At 72.1% G+C, this 19,416-nt stretch carries 17 protein-coding genes; 8 read left to right on the forward strand and 9 right to left on the reverse strand.

Annotated elements, in window-relative coordinates; all coding sequences use genetic code 11:
* Positions 1-503 precede the first annotated feature (503 nt).
* Positions 504-1,115: a hypothetical protein gene (locus ACWDX9_RS24805; RefSeq protein WP_449957737.1), complete on the forward strand. Its 612-nt coding sequence runs from the start codon at positions 504-506 to the stop codon at positions 1,113-1,115.
* Positions 1,116-1,242: 127 nt separating this feature from the next.
* Here the strand turns inward: ACWDX9_RS24805 and ACWDX9_RS24810 are convergent, their stop codons facing one another.
* The 3 genes from ACWDX9_RS24810 to ACWDX9_RS24820 form a co-directional block, all read right to left on the reverse strand.
* Positions 1,243-2,739, reverse strand: coding sequence for a M28 family metallopeptidase (locus tag ACWDX9_RS24810; RefSeq protein WP_449957739.1), 1,497 nt, complete (start codon positions 2,737-2,739; stop codon positions 1,243-1,245).
* Between the two features lie 197 nt (positions 2,740-2,936).
* Positions 2,937-4,436, reverse strand: a complete 1,500-nt coding sequence (locus ACWDX9_RS24815; RefSeq protein ID WP_449957740.1) for a M28 family peptidase — start codon at positions 4,434-4,436, stop codon at positions 2,937-2,939.
* A 154-nt stretch (positions 4,437-4,590) separates the two neighbouring features.
* Positions 4,591-5,538, reverse strand: a complete 948-nt coding sequence (locus ACWDX9_RS24820; RefSeq protein WP_397369141.1) for a DNA polymerase domain-containing protein — start codon at positions 5,536-5,538, stop codon at positions 4,591-4,593.
* Between the two features lie 50 nt (positions 5,539-5,588).
* On the opposite strand from ACWDX9_RS24820, the gene ACWDX9_RS24825 reads away from it, so the two are divergent.
* On the forward strand, positions 5,589-6,185 hold the full coding sequence (locus ACWDX9_RS24825) for a histidine phosphatase family protein (protein ID WP_449957742.1): 597 nt from the start codon (positions 5,589-5,591) through the stop codon (positions 6,183-6,185).
* Here ACWDX9_RS24825 and ACWDX9_RS24830 read toward each other — a convergent pair.
* Positions 6,148-6,783 (reverse strand): maleylpyruvate isomerase family mycothiol-dependent enzyme, encoded by a 636-nt coding sequence (locus tag ACWDX9_RS24830; RefSeq protein ID WP_364258989.1) that lies wholly within the window; start codon positions 6,781-6,783, stop codon positions 6,148-6,150. The genes ACWDX9_RS24825 and ACWDX9_RS24830 overlap by 38 nt on opposite strands.
* A gap of 62 nt (positions 6,784-6,845) precedes the next feature.
* On the opposite strand from ACWDX9_RS24830, the gene ACWDX9_RS24835 reads away from it, so the two are divergent.
* On the forward strand, positions 6,846-7,271 hold the full coding sequence (locus ACWDX9_RS24835; RefSeq protein WP_449957744.1) for a MarR family winged helix-turn-helix transcriptional regulator: 426 nt from the start codon (positions 6,846-6,848) through the stop codon (positions 7,269-7,271).
* A 34-nt stretch (positions 7,272-7,305) separates the two neighbouring features.
* On the opposite strand, the gene ACWDX9_RS24840 is transcribed toward ACWDX9_RS24835, so the two are convergent.
* Positions 7,306-7,467 (reverse strand): hypothetical protein, encoded by a 162-nt coding sequence (locus ACWDX9_RS24840; RefSeq protein ID WP_449957746.1) that lies wholly within the window; start codon positions 7,465-7,467, stop codon positions 7,306-7,308.
* 62 nt (positions 7,468-7,529) lie between these two features.
* Entirely contained in the window at positions 7,530-11,252 is a 3,723-nt protein-coding gene (locus tag ACWDX9_RS24845) for a S8 family serine peptidase (RefSeq protein ID WP_449957748.1), read from the reverse strand.
* A gap of 181 nt (positions 11,253-11,433) precedes the next feature.
* On the opposite strand from ACWDX9_RS24845, the gene ACWDX9_RS24850 reads away from it, so the two are divergent.
* Positions 11,434-14,334, forward strand: coding sequence for an ATP-binding protein (locus ACWDX9_RS24850; RefSeq protein WP_449957749.1), 2,901 nt, complete (start codon positions 11,434-11,436; stop codon positions 14,332-14,334).
* A 4-nt stretch (positions 14,335-14,338) separates the two neighbouring features.
* Here ACWDX9_RS24850 and ACWDX9_RS24855 read toward each other — a convergent pair whose 3' ends face one another.
* Both ACWDX9_RS24855 and ACWDX9_RS24860 read right to left on the reverse strand, forming a co-directional pair.
* Positions 14,339-14,998: a response regulator gene (locus tag ACWDX9_RS24855; RefSeq protein ID WP_449957751.1), complete on the reverse strand. Its 660-nt coding sequence runs from the start codon at positions 14,996-14,998 to the stop codon at positions 14,339-14,341.
* Entirely contained in the window at positions 14,995-16,128 is a 1,134-nt protein-coding gene (locus ACWDX9_RS24860) for a histidine kinase (RefSeq protein ID WP_449957753.1), read from the reverse strand. Before ACWDX9_RS24860 ends, ACWDX9_RS24855 begins: the two co-directional genes overlap by 4 nt.
* Positions 16,129-16,560: 432 nt before the next feature.
* Between ACWDX9_RS24860 and ACWDX9_RS24865 the strand changes: the two genes are divergently transcribed.
* Complete coding sequence (locus ACWDX9_RS24865; protein WP_449957755.1) at positions 16,561-16,932, forward strand: hypothetical protein; 372 nt, start codon at positions 16,561-16,563, stop codon at positions 16,930-16,932.
* Between the two features lie 19 nt (positions 16,933-16,951).
* Here the strand turns inward: ACWDX9_RS24865 and ACWDX9_RS24870 are convergent, their stop codons facing one another.
* Positions 16,952-17,410 carry a MarR family winged helix-turn-helix transcriptional regulator gene (locus ACWDX9_RS24870; protein WP_449957757.1) on the reverse strand — a complete coding sequence of 153 codons (459 nt, stop codon included), beginning with the start codon at positions 17,408-17,410 and terminating at the stop codon, positions 16,952-16,954.
* Positions 17,411-17,495: 85 nt separating this feature from the next.
* Between ACWDX9_RS24870 and ACWDX9_RS24875 the strand changes: the two genes are divergently transcribed.
* The 3 genes from ACWDX9_RS24875 (at position 17,496) to ACWDX9_RS24885 (ending at position 19,416) form a co-directional block, all read left to right on the forward strand.
* The gene (locus ACWDX9_RS24875; protein ID WP_363962039.1) at positions 17,496-17,876 is read left to right on the forward strand and encodes a VOC family protein; all 381 of its coding nucleotides are present in this window, start codon (positions 17,496-17,498) and stop codon (positions 17,874-17,876) included.
* Positions 17,877-18,045: 169 nt separating this feature from the next.
* Positions 18,046-18,570 (forward strand): sigma-70 family RNA polymerase sigma factor, encoded by a 525-nt coding sequence (locus ACWDX9_RS24880; protein WP_350733159.1) that lies wholly within the window; start codon positions 18,046-18,048, stop codon positions 18,568-18,570.
* 150 nt (positions 18,571-18,720) lie between these two features.
* On the forward strand, positions 18,721-19,416 hold the full coding sequence (locus ACWDX9_RS24885; RefSeq protein ID WP_350733161.1) for an anti-sigma factor: 696 nt from the start codon (positions 18,721-18,723) through the stop codon (positions 19,414-19,416).

Genomic DNA, 19,416 nt, shown 5'->3' on the forward strand with positions numbered 1-19,416 from the left:
GCCGCCCCGCCCATCAGCGGCGCGGCCGCGGCGGCACCGGCCAGCACAGCGGCGCCCTGAAACAGCGAACGCCGGTCCCATTTCCCGTCATCAGCCACGCCTTCTCCTTTTCGTGATCGCCTTCGTCGTAACGTTCTGTCCCGGCGGCTCCGGCCGGTTCGTCTCGCCCTGCTGGAGGAGGGCGACGCCGTGATGCCGGGGCCACCCGGGCCGTACAGGGTCGTCCCGATGCGGGCGGCCGGATCGCTTCGCAGCACGCTCCGTGACTCGCCCGCCGGTCGACCCCGTCCACTGTCGGCCCGCCGCGTCCCCGCCTCGTTCGCGCCGCGTCATGGTTGTGTCACAGTCGCGCCGGCGCCGGCCGCCGCCGGAAACGGACATAACAGCGACCCCCCTTCTGAGCAGTCGGGAGAGCCGGAAACCCCATCGGCTTGACCTTGACGCGACGTCAACGTGTCTAATCGGGATCGACCGGGCCCAGAGCGCCGAAAGTGAGGGGACCGATGGTCAGAGCCGCGCTGCGGATCGTGGTGTTCGAGCTGAAAGGCCTGCTGGCCATCGGGCAGTGGATCGTCCGGCGTCGTGATGGCGTGCCCGCTGGGGCGACCGTCGTGACGTACACGAAGGCGCAGACGTTCATGCTGTCGCTGATGCTGTTCGCGATGGCGGTCGAGACCGTGGTGGTCGATCTGCTGCTGGTCGCGCTCGACGTGGCGGCGTGGCTGCGGTTCGCGGTGCTGATCGCCGACGTGTACGGGCTGCTGTTCGGGGTCATGCTGGCCGCCGCCTGCGCCACCAGGCCGCACGTCATCACCCCTGGTGAGCTACGCATCCGGTTCGGCGTGTATTTCGACGTGCGCGTGCCGGTAGAGCGGATCGCGGCCGTGCGGACCAGTCGCAACTACAACGAGAGCGGCATGGTCACCGTCAAGGACGGGCGGCTCGGCGTGGCGGTCTCCTCGCAGACGAACATGACGGTGGAGCTGAGCGAGCCGGTCGCCTTCGTACGCCCGTTCGGCCGCCGGGGGGAGGCCACGTCGATCCGGTTCTTCGCTGATGAGCCGGAGAAGGTTGTGGCGGCCTTGCGTACTGACCGGACCGCTGAGCCCGCCTGATCCGGGGGCGTTGTGTACTGACCGGACCGCTGAGGCCGCCCGATTCGGGGGCGTCGCGAGCCGGGCCTCAGAGCCCGGCCCGCGAGGGAGCTGAGGGCCGGGCCGTAACGGGCCCGGCCCGGCGAAGCTAGCGGGTGATCTTGACGTCGTCCACGCCGGCCTCCACCAGGGAGGCGCCCGAGGCGTCGGCGGCGTCGATGAGGATGCGGACCGTCTGGCCCGCGAACGCGTTCAGGCCGGCCGTGGCCGTGGTCCAGGCGCCGTTGCGGTTGGACGCGGCGCCCGCCTGGTTCAGGACCGTCGTGGTGGTGGTGCCGACCACGCGGACGCGGAGGTAGTCGGCGCTGGAGGCGTTCGAGCCGTGCGCCAGGTACCACGAGAACGACAGGTTCAGCGGACCCGTGGACGGGAGCGTGATCGGGGGCGACTGGATCGAGGTGATGCCGCCGTCGATGTCGAAGTCGCCGGCGGCCGAGCCTGCCAGGCGGCCCGTGACCAGGTCGTTCGTGCCGCTGACCGTGGTGCCGAGCTGCTTGGCGCCGCTGGAGTTGGTGTCCTCGGGGTCGCCGCGCTCCCACTGGCCGGTGGTGGCGGTGTCGGCGCTCGACGGGTTGACCGTCCAGCCGTTGGCCGTCTCGAACGTGTCCTGCCAGACCACGGCGGGTGGTACGGCGGTGGCGATCGTCCACACCGAGTACGCGATCGCGTCGGCGTTCCGGTCGAGCGCGGTGTCGTTGATGTTGGAAGTGGTGTCGCAGGAGCGGTGGTAGCAGACGTCGAACGCCTGACCGGCGGTGCCGCCCCACAGCGTGGCCTGGGCCGAGCTCTTGATGCCCTCCGCGCCCGTGAACGTGCCGCCCGCCGGGATCCCGACCGCGATGAACGGGCCGTAGTCGGAGCGGCCGTCGAAGTCGGTGCCCCGGGTCGGCACGCCGATCGACGTGAAGTAGTCCTGGATGACCTTCTCCAGCTCCGCGGATCCGGCCGGGCCGGGACCGGAGCCGGTGCCGTCCGAGTTGTCGCCGTCGTACACGAAGTATCCGGAGTTCGGGGAGCCGACCATGTCGAAGTTCAGGTACCCCTTGATCCGCGCCCGGTCAGCGGCCGGCAGGTTGTTCACGTAGAACTGCGACCCGCGCAGCCCCAGCTCCTCCGCGCCCCACCAGGCGAAGCGCAGGTGCTTGGCCGGCTGGAGCGCCTGGCGCGACACTTCGAGCGCGGTCTCCAGGATGGACGCGCTGCCCGAGCCGTTGTCGTTGATGCCGGGACCGGCGGTGACGCTGTCGAGGTGCGCGCCGACCATGAGGATGTCGTTGGGGTCCCCGCCGGGCCAGTCGGCGATGACGTTGTAGCCGGTGGCGCCGTTGTAGGTGAACGACTGGAGCGTGGTGGTGAAGCCTGCGGCGTCCAGCTGGCCGCGTACGTAGTTCGCGGAGGCCAGGTAGCCCGGCCGGCCGTGCGCGCGGTTGCCGCCGTTGGCGGTGGCGATGGACTGGAGCTGGGTGAGGTGGGCCTTGACGTTGGTGAGGGAGATGTTCGGGGCTGCTGCGGCCTGCGCCGGCACGGCCGTCAGGGCGGTGATGGCCAGGGATAACGCTGTTGCCGCGACGATGATCGATCGCATTGCGGCGCCTCCATCCGAGGGTCGAGGGTGGAAGATCCCGAGATGGTGCTCGTTGGAACCGGTGGTGCCGTGGTGCCGTGGTGCCGTGGTGCGAAGGTTCGATGGTGCGGTGGTGCCGAAGTGCGGTGGTGCCGAAGTGCAGTGGTGCCTAGGTGGTGCCCGGGTGGGCAGGGTGCTGCCCACCCGGTGTGGAGCCGTCAGGCGGCCGTCTTGGCGGCCAGGGGCGCCGCCGCGGGGGCGGTTCGCGGCGGGATGGAGCGCAGGTTGAAGGCGAAGCGGGCGACGGAGTCCGCGATCGCGTCCAGGTCCACGTCCAGCGCGGTGTCGTTGATGTTGGCGGTCGTGTCGCACGCCTGGTGGTAGCAGGCGTCGTACGCGACCCCCGCCGTGCCGCCGAACTTCGCCGCCTCCTCGGGCGTCTTGATGCCCTCCGCGCCCGTGAAGATCCCGCCCGCCGGGATGCCGACGTCGATGAACGGGCCGTAGTCGGAGCGCCCGTCGAAGTCGGTGCCGACGGTGGGCAGGTTGCGCGAGCCGTAGAAGGCCTCGAGCTGCTTCTCGATCCGGTCGGATCCGGGCGGCCCGGCCGGGGAGCCTTCGTTGTCGGAGTTGTCCCCGTCATACAGCTTGTACGCGTAGTTGGGCGAGGCCACCATGTCGAAGTTCAGGTAGACCCGGATCCGGTCGCGCTGCGTCTCCGACAGCGACGCGACGTACTGGTCGGACCCGAGCAGCCCGATCTCCTCGCCCGCCCAGAAGCCGAAGCGGACCTTGTTCTTGACCGGGTAGAGCGCCATCTCCTCGGCGACCTCCAGGATGGAGGCGGAGCCCGAGCCGTTGTCGTTGATGCCGGGACCGGCGGGCACGCTGTCGAGGTGGGCGCCGACCATCACCACGTTGCGCGGGTCGCCGAAGCGGGACTCCGCGATCACGTTGTCGTTGGTGCCGAGCACGAGGGTGGAGTCGACCTTGAGCCGTACGGTCGCCCCGGCCGTGGCCGCCAGCTCGTTGCCGACCGCGAAGTCGGCGAAGACCATCGGGACCCCGGCCCGCCACTCGCCGATGTCGAGCGGGAACGCGTCGGTCCGGCCCGGCTGGCCCTCGTTGAACACGATGATCCCGGACGCCCCGGCGCGGCCCGCGTTGCGGATCTTCAGCGCGAAGGCGCACGTGCCGCGCTGGATGAGCGCGATCCGCCCGGCCACGAACCCGGCGAAGTCGGACGCTTCGCAGCCGCTGGTCGAGGTGGGCGTCGGGGTCGGCGGCAGGGTCAGGTCCACGGCCTGGACCTGCGCGGTCACGTCACCGGCGGGGGAGGGCTCGAAGGAGAAGAAGTCGTCATTAGGCACGTACGTCTTCGAGCTCGGCGCGGTGAGGTTGAGCGTGGGCGGGGAGTTCTCGGTCCAGCTCTGGACGAAATTGATCGGCTGGAGTGTGACCTTGTATCCGGCCTTGCGCAGTTTGCCCGCCACATAGTCGCGGGAGGCGTTGTAGCCGGGGGTGCCCGCGGCGCGGGTGCCGCCGTTGGCGTCGGCGATCGCCTGAAGGGCGTCGAGGTGCTTCTTGGCGTTCGGGCCCTTCACCTGCTTGATGAGCAACTTGGCGAAGAGGTCGTCAAGGCCGCCGGCGTTGGCCGGGGTGGTCAGAGCCAGTGGTAGTGCCAGTGCGGTGATCAGTGCGATGGCGATTCGACGCATAAGGGTTCCCCTGGTGGACGAATGCGATGATTCCCCCGAGCCGCCACGTGAACGTAACCCGGCGGAGGATCACTGAGAAGGCCCACTAGGGCGTCAATATCCGGACATATCACCGGATGGGGTTACTCGGCGCGGTGGGCGCGGGCGCCGAGGGTCACTCGGCGCGGCGGGCGCGGGCGCGCCGCTTGCCCTCGTGCATCGCCTGTACGCGGGCGACCGGGATCGTGTGCCCCTCCTCGACCAGGTCGGCGGGCAGCCGCTGCGGCTCGGGCATGGACTCGGCCCACGGGTCCGCGTCCTTGAGCAGCCCGGCCGCCGTGTGCACGGTGAAGTCGGCGGGCACCACCTGATCGAGCGACTCCCACGCCACGGGGAACGACACGGGCGTGCCGGGCCGTATACGAGGACTGTAGGCGGCCGCCACCGTGGCCCCGCCGGCCCGGGTCGAGTCGATGAACACCTTCCCCGCGCGGTCCTCGCGGATGAACGCCGTGGTGGCCAGCGCCGGGTCCACCCGCTCGGCCCGGGCCGCCAGCGCGCGCGTGGCCGCGGCGAGGTCCTCCACGCCCGTCCCCTCGGCCACGGGCACGAACACGTGCACGCCCTTCGCCCCGCTGGTCTTCACCGCGCCCGCCAGCCCGGCGTCGTCCAGGGCCTGGCGCACCAGGAAGGCCCCGCGCACGGCCAGCTCGAAGGCGTCGCTGCCGTCGGGCGGGTCGAGGTCGAGGATCATGTGGGTGGGATGGGAGCCCACGAACAGCCCCGGGTGGTACTCCACCGCCCGCTGGTTGGCGAACCAGAGCAGCGTCCTGCGGTCGTTGCACAGCGCGTACGTCACCTGCCTGCGCGACGCCTCGGCCCACACGGAGACCGACTGCACCCATTCGGGGGCGTACTTGGGCAGGTTCTTCTGCATGAACGGCTCCTGCCCCGGCCGCACGCGGATGACCGAGAGCGCCCGGTCGCGCAGGACCGGGATGATCCGGTCGCCGACCGCGTCGAGGTAGTCGACCAGGTCGCGCTTGGTCGCGCCGGCCCCGTCGAACAGGGGCTGGTCGAGGTTGGTGAGCGCCACCCCGTCACGTGTCTCATCGCCGGCCACCCGCCCTACGATGCCCATGACGTGTGTCCGAGGTCAACAACTGGAGCCCGATGACTCGCTACCTCTACCTCACCCGCCACGGCGAGGCCACGCCGGACGAGACCGCTCTGACCGCGAACGGCCGCCGCCAGGCCGCGCTGCTCGGCGAGCGGCTGAAGGACGTCCCCCTCTCCGCCGTCCACCACGGCCCGCTCCCGAGGGCCGCCCAGACCGCGCGCCTGATCGCCGAGCACCTTCCCGGCGTGCCCGTGCGCGTCTCGGAGGCGGCCGGGGACTACCTCCCGTACGTGCCGGCAAGGAGTAAGCTGCCCCCGGAGCACGCGGACCGGTTGCTCGGCTTCCTCGCCAACTTCCCGGCGGACGGCGGCGCGCGGCTCGTCCGCCAGGCCGAGGAGCTGTTCACAGGTCCGGTGCAGGAGACGCGCCACGAGCTCGTCGTCACCCACAACTTCCTGATCGGCTGGCTCGTCCGCGCCGCCCTGGACGCCCCCGGCTGGCGCTGGCTCGGCCTCAACCACTGCAACGCCGCCCTGACCGTCATCCGGTACGCGCCGGACCGCCCGTCCTCCGTGCTCTTCTTCAACGACATGGCGCACCTGCCGCCCGAGCTCAGGTGGACCGGATTCCCGCCAGAGCTGCGCCTGTAGCTCCTCGCAGGCTGGGCAGCGCGGCCGGCCGCCCGCTGATCAGCAGGAGCAACGCCTGTACGGGCCCCTCGACCACGTCCCCTTCGCCCACCGACCAGTCCACGTCCGTGGCCACGAGCCGCAGCCCGCGCAGGCGCCGCTGCGGATGGAAGGGGAAGCCGCGCTCCCAGATGTGCACGGCGCAGGCGCGGGCCGCCTCCAGCGGCATGGCCCGGTCGAGGCCAAGCGGCACGGCGATGTCCTGGGCGTGGACCAGCACGTCGAAGAGCGGGTCGAGCGGCTTGGTCGTCGGCGCCCGGCGGTGCGAGGTGGCCGACTCGCGCACCTGCGCGACGAGCTCGCCGACCGGCAGCCTGGCGTGACGTACCGCCGTGTCGCGGACGAAACGATCGAAGCTCCCGCGGGCCCGGACGAAGTCCACCAGCGCCCGCGGGACGTTCACGTTGGTGGCGAGCGCGAGGTGGGCGGCCACGTCGCGGACCCGCCAGCCCTCGCAGAGCGACGGCCGCTCCCAGTCGTCGGCGGGCAGCGAGCCGAGCAGGTCGGCGACGCCGCGCCGCTCGATCTCGAGGGCGGCCCAGATCTCTTCCTGGTTCATCGCACCCTCCCATTGCTAAGGTGGCCTTAATATAAGGCTTCCTGAGCGATTGGAGAAGAGGTTTGGCCGCCACACATCCACCGCACGTCATAGCCCTGCTGTACGAGGCGTACCTGCGCCTGCAGGACGTCGTGCTCGACGCCGGCAGGTCGTACGACGCCCGCATCCGGCCCGCGCACTCGGCGGTGTTCTTCCACATGGAGCACGACGGCATCCGGCTGAGCAGGCTCGCGGAGAAGGCGCAGATGACCCCGCAGGCGATGGGGGCGCTGGTCGACGACCTGGAGGAGCTGGGCTACCTGCGCCGGGTGCCCGATCCGGCCGACCGCCGCGCCAAGCTCATCGAGTTCACCGAGCGCGGCGACGAGGCGCTGAGGGTCGGCTACACCGCGATCGACGACGTCGAACGACGCCTCGCGGCCCTGCTCGGCGAGGACGGCCTCGCCGAGCTGAACGCCACGTTGAGCCGCGTCATCAACGCCTTCTAGCCGGCCATCGTCTCCCGTTCCTCACGGGTGGGGATCAGCCCGCGGGCGCGAGGATCTTCGACTCCTCGAACGGGGCCTCCGTGGTCGGCAGCGGCTCACGCGACCTGACCGCCTTCACCCACACGCGCAGCGCGTCGAGGATCAGGATGATGATCAGGACCGCGAACAGCGCCGCCAGGCACATCCCGCCGAACATCGGGGTGGACGGGGTCCTTGGGAGGGGGCCTTCGGGGTGAAGGCCCCCTCCGTGGGTCAGGGTTACTTCCAGGGGTTGAGGTAGGCCACCGTGCCGAAGTCGATATCCATCGAGTCCGCGCTCCCAGCCGTGGCCGTGGCCCCGGTGACGAAGATGCGGATGCCGGCCGCCGCGTCCACCGCCAGCGCGTGCGAGCGGTCCTGCGCTCCCGCCGCCCCGTCGTAGCGCCCCGTCCACACCTCCTGCCCCGTGGCCGAGTCGTACGCGACCGTCACGTAGTCACTCCCGCCGACACCATCCTCGGAGTCGGAGCTCTCACCGGTGATGACGACCCTGGAGCCGTCCGGGGTGGCGGCGACGTCCCAGGCGTAGTCCTCGCCCTTCCCCTGCCCGTCGCGGCGCTGCACCCACGCCCGCTGACCCGTGCCCGGGTCGTAGGCGACCGTGGTGAAGTCGGACCGCGTGCCCTCTCCCTCCGTGTTGCCGGTCACGTACAGCCTGCCGGCGGCGAGGGTGACGGCGTGCGGGGTGTCGCTGCCGTGCGCCGGCCCGTCGTAGCGGTCCGTCCAGAGCTCCTTGCCGGTGGCGACGTCGTAGGCGACCGTGGCGAGGTCGGTCTGCGTGCCCCGGCCCTCGCTGGACCCGGTGACGTAGACGGACCTGTCGTCGACGGCCATGCCGGAGGGGATGTCCATCCCGTTCGCGGGGCCGTTGTGCCGGGCGGCCCAGAGCTGTTCGCCGGTGGCCGTGTTGAACGCCACGGTGCCCCAGTCGGAGAAGCCCGTGCCGGAGACGCCCTGGCTCTGGCCGGTGACGAAGAGCTTGGACCCGTCCGGGGTCACCTCGATCTCCCGGGCGTCGTCGGTGCCGCCCCCGGGCCCGTCATAGTGCTGCAGCCAGGTGCGCTCCCCGTTGTCCGCGTTGTACGCGACGATGAAGTAGTCGTCCTTGCCGCCCTCGGCCAGCGTGCTCATGCCGGTGGCGTAGACGCTCTTCCCGTCGGGGCTGACCGCGACCGCGTTGGCGAAGTCGGACAGGTTGCCCGGCCCGGTGTGCCGGGCGACCCAGAGCTCCGCGCCCGAGGCGGTGTCGTACGCGATGGTGACGGCGTCGTTGCCGGTGTCGGTGCCCGCGCTGATGCCGGTGACGAAGAGCTTGCTCCCGTCGGGGCTCATCACGATCGCCGCCGGCTCGTCGTAGGTCCCCGCGGGGCCCTTGTAACCCTTGCTCCACAGTTGCGCGCCGGTGGCCGCGTCGTAGGCGACGGTGGCGATGCTCGGGCTGAGCGCGCCGGGGGACGTTCCGAAGCTGGCGCCCGTCACGTACACCTGCTTGCCCTTGGGGTCGAGCGCGATGAACTCGGCGGAGTCGGCGCCGCCCGCGGCCCCGTACGTGGCCGACCAGGTCTCGGGCACCGGCCGTACGAGGACGGGCACGCGTACGCTGTGCCGCCCGTCCTTCCACGTGAGCTGCCCGCCCGTGTAGGCGTTCATCGGGGCCGTGGTCCGCGTGAACGTCACCGTGAACGACTTCGTCTGCCCCGGCCGCACCGTGAGCCGGCTTGGCGTCACCTTGGCCGTGATCCCGGCCAGACCGGAGGTGGAGGCCGTGTACGTGGCGGTCGAGCGGCCGACGTTGGTCACCGAGCGCGTCACGGTCTGCGTGCCGGGCAGCCGGCCGACCGAGATCGACGGGCCGTTGAAGTCACTGGGGTCCAGCGAGTACCCCCGCTTCTTCAGCGCGTCGCACACCTTCCGGTCGATGCCCGTGGTCGTCCCGCAGAGGAACGCCGTCCAGTCCTTCACCCCGCTGTCGTAGACGAGCCCGGGGTCGGCGGCACTGTTCGGGGCGACGTGGCCGGCGCCCTGACCGAAGATCACCTTCGGGTCGGTGCCGGGCCCGTCCAGGACGTCGGTGCCGCTGGTCATCAGGGCCGACTTGACGGCCATCGGCGACCAGTCCGGGTGCAGGTCCTTCAGCAGCGCGGCGAGCCCGGCAACGTGCGGGGCGGACATGGACGTCCCGCTGGACAGCCCGAACTCGGCCCCGTTGTTGCCCGGCGGAGCCGTCGCGGCCAGGATGTCCTGCCCGGGAGCGGTCAGGTCGGGCTTGAGCAGGTCACCGCCGCCCGCGCTGAGCGGGCCCCGGGAGGAGAAGGCGGCCAGGTACGGCGCCGGGACGTCATCGGTCATCTTGGCCTGGTCGATCGTGGCCGTCGCGCCGCTCGTGGCGGCGTAGTCCTTGACCGCCTGCCGGTCCTTCACCGCGAGGTGCACGGTGGGGATGGAGTGGAAGTCGGCGTTGAGGGAGTTCTCGTCGACGTTCACGAGGACCGTGCCGACGCCGCCCGCCTCGGCCACGGCCAGGCTCTTGTCGACGCGCGGCGTCACGCCGCGGTCGCAGATGACGATCTTGCCCTTCGCCTTGGCCGGGTCGAGCACCGGTTTGCCGTCGTTGTTCCTGGCCGCGTAGCACTGGGCCACCATGGTGGGGTCGGCGCCGGGCAGTCCCACGGCCGTGGAGTCGACGAGCGGCGCCGGGCCGGCCTTGGTCGCCGCCAGCGAGGCCCCACCGTAGGTCGTGCCGTTCCCGAGAGTCGCCGACCCCTGCGTGCCGCGGTTGTGCGTGCCCGCCGCGACCGTGGTCACCCACGGGGAGGGGTGGTTGACGGTGGAGGCGGCGGGGCCGTCGTTGCCGGCGGAGGCGGAGACGAAGATGCCGGCCTGCGCGGCCGCCAGGAACGCCATCTCCGCCGGGTCGAGGAAGTCCGTGCTCGTGCCCGAGACCGAGTAGTTGATGACGTCCACGCCGTCCGCGACCGCCTGGTCGATGGCGGCGACGAGGTCGGAGTAGTAGCCGTTGGCCGTCGAGGAGTCCTGCGCCGACCAGAGCGCCTTGTAGACGGCCACCCGCGCGCGCGGCGCCATGCCGCTGATCGCGCCGAACGCCGCCGCCGGCCCGGTCGCGGGTACGGCGTGGTTGCCGGCCGCCGTCGAGGCCGTGTGCGTGCCGTGCCCGTTGTAGTCGACCGGAGAGGTGAACTCCCACGGCAGCAGTTCCTGCACGGCGGCGTCACCGCCCCAGGCCGCGTCGAAGTGCCGAGCCGCGACCACCTTGCCGTTGCACACCGCCGGGCTCGTCTGGGGGCACGCGCCGTGGAAGCCGCGGATCGGCTTGTACGGCTTGCCGCTGCCGTCAGGGTTGGCGAAGCTCTTGCTGGCCGGTGTGACACCGGTGTCGATCACGCCGATGACCAGGCCGTCGCCGGCGCCCTTGCCGTGCCGGCCGCCGGTGGGGCCGCCGAGCTGGTCCCAGAGGCCGCCGCGGGCGTCGAGGCCCAGGAAGTGCGGCGTCGAGGACGTCTGGACCGTCACCTTCCTGTCCTCCGTCACGGCCACGACGTCGGGCATCGCCCGCAGCTCCCTGGCCTGCGAGCCGGTCAGCTTGGCCGCGAAGCCGCCGTACGAGTACACGTACTCGTAGAGCTTCCTGCCGCCGCCGACCTTCTTGAGCGCGGCGTCGTGCCGGCCGCGCAGGTGGTCCACGTACTTCGTCACGTCGGCCGAGCCCGGGTCGATCTTCTCGCCCTGCGCGGGTCTGGTGGTGGACAGCCCGGCCACGTCGCCCTCGTACGTGGCGACGGGGTCCGCCGCCATCTGCACGATGTAGGTCTTCTGCTCTTCGGGCGCGGTCTCGGCCTCGGCCGCTCCCGGCCAGGCCACCGCGATCAGCGCGGTCGCCGCTACGAGTAAGCGGCGGCCACGCGTAGGTTCGGACAGGTCCATCGTCGCCCCTCTGTACATCGCCCGCTGATCACGCGGAACGATCGCCGAGGCTAATGAGGACGGCTTGGGGGCGGCATCCGTACCGAATACGGATTTTTGGGCGGCACCTATCGCAAGAGGGAGATCAGGTAGCCTGTTTTCCTCTGATATATCGCCATTAGGGCAGGTAGGGGGTGGCCGCATGCCCCGCCTCGCCCCCTCAGGCTCCCTCTCCGATGTGCTCATCGGGCGCCGCTCCGAGCTGGCTCTCCTCCGTACCGTCATCGCCGCCCCGCCCTCGCTCGCGCTCGTCGAGGGGGAGGCGGGCATCGGGAAGAGCCGCCTGGTGGGGGAGCTGCTGTCCGCGTCCGGGGCGCGCCGGCTCGTGGGGCAGTGCGAGCAGCTCCAGGAGCCCCTGCCGCTGTCCCCGCTGCTCGACGCCTTCCGCCTGGCGGCCGACCTCACCGCGTCCCGGCCGGTCAGCCCGGTGGTGGGAGCGCTCGTGCCGCTCCTTCCCGAGCTCGCCGAGCGCCTGCCGCCGCCGCTGCCCCCGTTACCGGACCAGCGGGCCGAGCGGCACCGGGTGTTCCGGGCGGCCGTGGCCCTGCTCGACCACCTGAGCCCGCTGGTGCTCGTCCTGGAGGACGTGCACTGGGCAGACGGCGGCACGCACGACTTCCTGGCCTTCCTCGCCGCCCACCAGCCGAGCGACGTCTCGGTGATCCTCACCGTCCGCACCGGGTCGGGGGCGCTGCCGATCCGTGAGGCCCTCGCCCGCGCGCCGTCCGGGCCGGCGCGGGTGGTCAGCCTGACCCCGCTGAGCCCGTCCGAGGTGGAGGAGCTCGCGCGGAGCATCCTCAAGGCCGAGCTCCCCGGCACCTTCGCGGCCCTGCTCTACGAGAAGACCGGGGGCATCCCGTTCGTCGTGGAGGAGGTGCTCCGCACGCTGCTGGAGCGCCTGCCCGCCGATGAGATCCCCGGCCGCCCCGACGTCCTGTCCGCCCTGGCCGTCCCGACGGTGCTGCGCGACGTCGTGCTGCAGCGCCTGTCCTCCCTCGACGGCGCCGCGCGGGAGATCCTCGGGGCCGCCGCGGTCATCGGCACGACGCCCGACGACCGGACGCTCGCGGAGGTCACGGGCCGCGGCCCCCTGGAGATCGCCAAGGCCCTCGCGTCGGCGCAGGCCGTGGGGCTGCTGCACGAGGAGGACGGGCGGTCCCGGTTCAGGCACGCGCTGGCGCGGCAGATCGTGTACGAGTCCGTGACCGCGCCGGAGCGGCGGTGGCTGCATCTCAGGACCGCGCAGGCCCTGGAGACCGGGCCAGGTCCCAGGCCGGTGGCCCGGCTGGCCCACCATTTCCGGCTCGCGGGGCGTATCGAGGAGTTCTTGTCGAACGCGGAGGCCGCCGCCGGCACCGCCCTGTCCCACGGGAACGACGCCACAGCGGCCCGCTTCCTGCTCCAGGCGCTGGAGGTCGGCTCGTTGCCCCGGGAGACGCGGGTACGGCTGGCCGTCAAGCTGGGCCGGGTGGCGGTGGACGGCCTGGCCCACGCGGAGGCCGTACCCATGCTCGAACGCCTCCTCGCCACCGAGCCGCTGCCCGCCCATCTGCGCGGCGAGCTGCGCTTCGCGCTCGGCCGGCTGCTGCGCCAGCAGGGGGAGGCGCGGGCCGGCCACCTGCAGATCGAGCGCGCGGTCGGCGACCTCGGCGACCGGCCCGCGCTGCTGGGGCGGGCGCTGGCCGTGCTCGCCGCGCCCGAGACCGTCGTGGACCGGCACGTGAGCGAGCACACCGCGAGGTGCGACGAGGCCGAGGAGGCCGCCCGCCGCAGCGGCGACCCCGACGTGGACATCGCGGTACGCATCGCGCGGGCGTCCCTGCTGCTGGAGCAGGGGCACCCGGGGAGCGGGCGGCTCATCGACGACCTGCTGCGCGACGACCGGCTCCGTGGCGTGCCCCGGGAACACGCCCGCGCCTGCCTCAACTGGGCCCAGGGCGCGCTGCACATCGGATGCCTGGAGCGCGCCGAGGCCCTGCTGGCGGAGGGGCGCCGGGTGGCCGACCAGGCCGAGTACCTGCGGGTCGCGGAGGTCGTGGAGCTGGTGACGGCCGCGGTCGACCGGGCGGCGGGGCGCTGGGACGGCCTGGAGGCCCGGGTCCGCCGCCTGGGTGGCGCGCCCGGCTGGACCGCCTCCCCGGGCGCCGGGACGACCGCCTCCCCGGGAGCGGGGACGGCCGCTTTCCCGGCCGCGTCGATGGAGGCGGGGCTGCTGCTCGGCGCGCTGCTGGCGGCGACGGGTCCGGCCGAGGAGGCCGTGGCGTGCCTGGGCGAGGTGATCGCCGTCGCCGAACGGGCCGGCGCCGTCTGGCCGCTCATCCCCGCCAAGATGACGCTCTCCCGCCTCCTGCTGACCCTGGACGACGTCGCCGGCGCCGCCGCGCACGCCACCGCCGCGCTCTCCCTCGTACGGGCCAAGGGGAACTGGGTGTGGGGTGCGGAGACCGTCCTGTGCCTGGTGGACGCGCTCGGCAGGACGGCCGGGACCGTGGAGCTCGTGAACGAGCTGGGCGCCGGCCTCGAAGGCGCCGACGCCCCGATCGCGCGGGCGGCGCTCCTGACCGCCCGCGCCGTCGTCTCCCAGGACCCGCCGGAGGCCGACGAACTGCTTGACGCGGCGCGTACCACCCTCCGGGAGGCCGGGCTGCGCTACGAGGAGGCCCAGGCGGCCGAGCGCCTGGGCCGACGGCGCTGCGAACGCGGCACGGGCGACGGCGGGCCCCTGCTCGAAGCGGCGCTGCGCCTGTACGCGGCGATGGGGGCCGACCGGGACCTCGCCCGGATCAGCCGGATCATGCGCCAGAACGGCGTGCCGATCCCTTATCCGTGGCGGGGCGGACGGCCGTCCCACGGGCAGACGCTGTCGTCGCGGGAACGGGAGGTGGCGCTGCTGGCGGCGGAGGGGAAGACGAACCAGGAGATCGCCACCGAGCTGTTCCTGTCGAGGCGGACGGTGGAGAGCCACATCTCCAGCGCCCTGCGCAAGCTGGGCCTCCCGTCGCGCAGAGAGCTGCGGGCCCAAGGCGGTCTCGCCGATCCGTAGCGGCTCAGTCGACCAGGCGGCGCTCCCAGGCCCAGGCGACGATCTCGACCCGGTTGCGCAGGCCGAGCTTGGTCATGATGCCGGACACGTGGCCTTTGACGGTGCTCAGCGAGATGAAGAGCTCGGCGGCGACCTCCTGGTTGGTACGGCCCCTGGCGACCGCCCGGACGACCTCGAACTCCCGGTCCGACAGCGGTTGCGCGGGCGCATGGGTGACCGGGGCGGCGGTGGCCGTGAGGTGGCGCAGCAGCCGGAGGGTGAGCGAGGGGGAGATCAGGGCGTCCCCGGCGTTCGCGGCCCGGACCGCCTCGACGAGCAGGTCAGGGCCGACGTCCTTCAGCACGAAGCCGGTCGCCCCGCCGCGCAGGGCGCCGTGGACGTACTCGTCGAGGTCGAAGGTGGTGACGACGACCACCCGCAGCGGGTCGGCGACCTCCGGCCCCGCCAGGGCCCGCGTGACCTCGATGCCGTCGAGGCCGGGCATCTGGATGTCCACGAGGCACACGTCGGGGCGCAGGCGGCGGGCCAGGGCGACCGCCTCGGCGCCGTCGGCGGCCTCGGCGACGACCCTGATGCCGGGCTGGTCCTCCAGGATGAGGCGCAGGCAGTCACGGATCATCGCCTGGTCGTCGGCCAGCATGACGGTGATGTCCGCGGCGCTCATGGGTGCTCCCGCGCCGGGACGGGGAGGGCGGCGACCACGGACCAGCCGGCTTCGGCGTGCGGGCCCGCGCGCAGCGTCCCGCCGAGGGCCTCGACGCGTTCGCGCATCCCGACCAGGCCGTATCCGCCGGATCCGGAGCGTCGGAGCCGCCGGGCCGGGGCGGGAGGGGCGTCGTCCGTGACCTCGACGGTGACCGAGTTCCGGGCTCGCGTGACGGTGACGGTGACCGAGCGGGCCTGCGGGGCGTGGCGGGAGACGTTGGTCAGCGACTCCTGCACGATCCGGTAGACGGTGGTGGCCAACTCGGGCGGCCAGAGCGAGGTGTCCTCCCCTTCGGGGAGCCGCAGCCGTACGGCGGGTCCGTGGCCGCCGAAGCGCCTGACCAGCTCGTCCAGGCCGTCGAGGGAGGGCAGGCCCCGGGCCGGGTCGCGGAGCAGGCCGACGACACGGCGGGTGGCGGCCAGGGCGTCGGAGCCGGCCGTCTCGATGTCCGCCAGCGAGGTCGCCAGCCGCTCCGGCTGCTTGTGCGCGAGCAACCGCGCGGTCTGCGCCTGGAGCACGACGCACGTGACGTGGTGGGCGACGACGTCGTGCAGCTCTCTGGCCAGCTCCATGCGCTCGCCACGGCGTACGCGCTCCTCGACGGCCCGGCGGCGGTTGGCCAGAAGCCGCGGCCACAGCCCGGCCACGACGGCGCCCGCCCAGCCCACGGCGCTCATCGTCCCCACGGCCGCCTGGGAGCCGGCGGCGAAGGCCCCCGCCACCACCACGAGCCCGCCACCGGCGACGGCGCAGGCCGGACGGGGTGGAAGCACCCGGACGGCGGACCCGACGAGCACGGACAACCCGAAGGTCACGCCGGGGCCGGGCTCGGTGGGCAGGTGGGCGACCCGGGCGACCACGATGGCGGCCGTCGCGACGCCCAGCCCCGCGACCGCCGTCCACAACCGGCTCCGCCGGCGGACGAGCGCGAGCGCGCAGACCACCGCCCCGGCGGCGCAACCGGACACCCAGTACGCGCCACCCCAGCTCGCGCCGATCCGGTAGCCGTAGAAGGCGAGCACCGCCGCGGACACCGCGCCGATCGCCACGTCGGCCGCGATCCCGGCCCGCCACTCCAGCACCCGCACACCGCCCAGGCTAGGAGCCGCCGCCCGCCTGCCGCACCGGCCGAAAGTACGGTCATGCGGCTCCGCACCCAACAAGTAGGAGTCACCGATCGCGATGGGACTTCACCGGCGATCGGCCAGACAGCAGACTGTCCCTGCGGCCATCGTCGGCTCTCCGCGAAACGTGAAGCGTGGCTCTTTCGCGGGAGCGTTCATGCGATGGCCGTCACCATTGCGGACATGACACCCGCAAACCGGCGAGGTCATCCGGCCCGGGGTCGAATCTGCACGTCCCGGGAGGACAGCACGCCTGCCGGCGGAGAAAAATCCGTACCCGCTTCGACGATCGATCACTCCTGATCATGAACGGCTTGCCATCATGTGCTCACACATAGCAAGGGCCCCGGCCACCTGGGCCGGGATCCCTTCCGACCGCAGCGAAGGTAGGTGTGCGTGAACGTAGAGGCGGAGATCCTCGACCTGAAGCTCCGGGTGGAAGCTCTCGAAGCGGCCCTGCGCTCCAACGCCCGGCACGACGACATCATCCCCGCCCAGGCCGGCCCCTACCGGTCCGAGCTGCCGGCCCTCGTCGCGCAGGTGTCGATCGGCGTGGCCGAGCTGAGGGCCGAGATGGCGGACATCCGCACCGAGGTGAGCCAGGACTTCGAGGCTCTGATCGTGGAGGTCGCCGGGGTCCGCGTGCAGATGACCGAGAACTACAGGGCCATTCATTCGGACCTGCTCGGGAAGATCGACTCGCTGCGCTGCGAGATGATCGACCTCGGCCTCAGGCTCGACCGGCTGACGGAGACGGGCGGAGCCTGAGACCGCCGGGGGCCGGGGATCAGGCGCCGAGGTCGTCGGCCAGCCGGCTCAGGTAGGTCGCGAACCGCCGCCGGTCGCGCTCGTCCCAGGACGAGGTCAGCTCCTCGAAGGCCCGGCGCTGCCACTGCCTGGCCCCGGCCAGCAGCGCGTGCCCGCTGTCCGTGAGCCGCAGAGAGGCGCGGCGCCGGTCACGCTCGGAGGTGTCGCGGGCGAGATAGCCCGCCTCGACGGCGTCCCTGACCATGCGGCTGGCGCCCGAATGGTCGAGGCCGAGCTGGTGTGCCACGGTGCCGACCGTGGGCGGCTCGGGCGCCTCTCCGCCGGCGCGCGCGTTCGTGTGCACGGCCTCCACCACCAGGATGTGCTGCACGTGACGCTGCTCCCCGGTCAGCTCTTCCGACGCCCGCCCGGCCCACCGGCGGGACCAGAAGCGCACCAGGTGGAACAGCGCCGGTCCGCCGTCGGCCTCCTCGCTCATGTCCCAACCCTACGACAGGTTGCATGCGATACGCACGTATGATTATGTGCGTTTCACATACATTGCCTCCGAAAGGGATGCCGTCATGGCCATCGTCATGAACCACCTGATCGTCCCCGCCGCCGACCGCGAGGCGGCTGCGGCGTTCTTCGCCGGCCTGCTGGGGCTGCGGGTCGGCCCGCCCGCCGGGCCGTTCGCGCCCGTCAGCGTCAACGACGACCTCACGCTCGACTTCGACGACCGCCGCGCGCCCCAGTCCGGCCACTACGCCTTCCTGGTGGACGACGACACCTTCGACGCGCTCATGGAGCGGCTCGAGAGGGACCCGGCGATCGACTACGGCTCCGGCCCGATGAACGGCTGGGACCGCGAGATCAACCATCTGGCGGGCGGCCGCGGCGTGTACGTGCGCGACCCCAACGGCCACAGCTACGAGCTGTTCACCGCCGAGCCGGAAGATCACTGAGTCGTCGGTCTGCGGGGTCGCCGCAGGTGGGCAAAGCATGATTTAGGCGGTAAATCCAGCGAAGCGGTGAGAAGGGGAAACTGCCAGCATCTGGCCCCCTCCGTGGCTAGAGTGATGATTCCAATATCGGCGGGATATTCCCTGGTATCCGCAGCGCGAGGAGTCGCGGGTGAATCACCGCGTGACCGACGAGGCCATGGTCCGAGCCCTGTACCGCGAATACGGCGCCCCCCTGATGGCCTTCGCCGTCCGGCTGACGGGTGGTGATCGGCGCTGGGCCGAGGACGTCGTGCAGGAGACCCTGGTACGCGCCTGGCGCAACCTCCCCGACCTGCGTACCGACTCCGGCTCCCTGATGCCCTGGCTGGCGACCGTCGCCCGCCGCGTGGTCATCGACAACCGGCGCCGCTCCGGCTCGCGCCCGCTCGACACCGTCGAGGACGTCCCGGAACGCCTCAACTCGGTGGCCGCGGAGGACGAGCAGCTGTTACGCGAGATCGTCGTGACCGACGCGATGATGTCGCTCTCACCGGCCCATCGGCAGGTGCTCACGGAGACGTTCCTCCTGGACCGCACGGTCCAGGAGGCGGCGGAGATCATCGGGGTGCCGGTGGGCACCGTGAAGTCCCGCGTGTACTACGCCATGCGCGCGTTACGCGTGGCGCTGGAGGAAAGGGGGGTGACGCTGCCATGACGTGGGAGGCGCGTCACGATGAGAGCCACACCGAAAGGGGGGTGACGTTGCCATGACGAGGGAGGCGCGTCACTACGGAAGCCACCGCGAAAAGGGGGGTGACGCGCTCGTGTTGGAGGTGCGTCACGCAGCAAGAGGGGTGACGCTCTCATGACCGAGGTGCGTCACGAAGACGTGGCCGCGTACGCGCTCGGCCTGCTCCGCGGGGAGGAGAAGGCCGATTTCGAGCGCCATCTGAGGGGCTGCCCGAGCTGCGCGGAGGAGGCCGGGGCGTTCGCCGCGATGGGGGAGCTGATCAAGACCGTCCACCCGGACGACCTCCTGCCCAGCCCGCCCGACCCCGAGGTCGAATCACTCCTGGTGCGCCGCGCCGCCACCGAACGCCGCCGCCGGAGCCTGCACCGCACGTTCATGTCCGCGGCCGCCTGCGTGCTCGTCGCGGCCGGTGTCTTCCTCGCCGTCAGCTCGGTCACCAGCGGCCCCAACCCCGACAGCGTCCACAGCCCGGCCCGCGCGCTCCTCATGACCGGCCACACCTACTCCGCCACCGACAAGAGCACCGGCGTGTCCGCTCTCGTCGGGCTGGAGGACAAGGGCTGGGGCAGCCACGTCGCGCTGGAGCTCAAGGGCGTCAAGGGCCCGCTGCAGTGCCGCCTCCTGGCGGTGGGCAACGACGGCCGCTCCGAGGTGGTGGCGAGCTGGGGCGTGCCCGACAAGGGGTACGGCGTGCCCGGAGCCCCCGACCCCCTGCTGCTGCACGGCGGCACCAGCCTCCCGGAGTCCGAGCTGAACCACTTCACGGTCGAGACCTTCGACGGCAGGAGTCTGGCCACGATCCCGGTGTGA

The sequence above is a fragment of the Nonomuraea sp. NPDC003201 genome (assembly GCF_053590415.1).

Bases quoted from the DNA above. Each gene is read 5' to 3' on its own strand.
- ACWDX9_RS24805 (WP_449957737.1), top strand. From the start codon at position 504: ATGGTCAGAGCCGCGCTGCGGATCGTGGTGTTCGAGCTGAAAGGCCTG.
- ACWDX9_RS24830 (WP_364258989.1), bottom strand. From the start codon at position 6,783: ATGAACCAGGAAGAGATCTGGGCCGCCCTCGAGATCGAGCGGCGCGGC.
- ACWDX9_RS24810 (WP_449957739.1), bottom strand. From the start codon at position 2,739: ATGCGATCGATCATCGTCGCGGCAACAGCGTTATCCCTGGCCATCACC.
- ACWDX9_RS24875 (WP_363962039.1), top strand. From the start codon at position 17,496: ATGGCCATCGTCATGAACCACCTGATCGTCCCCGCCGCCGACCGCGAG.
- ACWDX9_RS24815 (WP_449957740.1), bottom strand. From the start codon at position 4,436: ATGCGTCGAATCGCCATCGCACTGATCACCGCACTGGCACTACCACTG.
- ACWDX9_RS24885 (WP_350733161.1), top strand. From the start codon at position 18,721: ATGACCGAGGTGCGTCACGAAGACGTGGCCGCGTACGCGCTCGGCCTG.
- ACWDX9_RS24870 (WP_449957757.1), bottom strand. From the start codon at position 17,410: ATGAGCGAGGAGGCCGACGGCGGACCGGCGCTGTTCCACCTGGTGCGC.
- ACWDX9_RS24845 (WP_449957748.1), bottom strand. From the start codon at position 11,252: ATGGACCTGTCCGAACCTACGCGTGGCCGCCGCTTACTCGTAGCGGCG.
- ACWDX9_RS24825 (WP_449957742.1), top strand. From the start codon at position 5,589: ATGACTCGCTACCTCTACCTCACCCGCCACGGCGAGGCCACGCCGGAC.
- ACWDX9_RS24840 (WP_449957746.1), bottom strand. From the start codon at position 7,467: ATGTTCGGCGGGATGTGCCTGGCGGCGCTGTTCGCGGTCCTGATCATC.
- ACWDX9_RS24850 (WP_449957749.1), top strand. From the start codon at position 11,434: ATGCCCCGCCTCGCCCCCTCAGGCTCCCTCTCCGATGTGCTCATCGGG.
- ACWDX9_RS24855 (WP_449957751.1), bottom strand. From the start codon at position 14,998: ATGAGCGCCGCGGACATCACCGTCATGCTGGCCGACGACCAGGCGATG.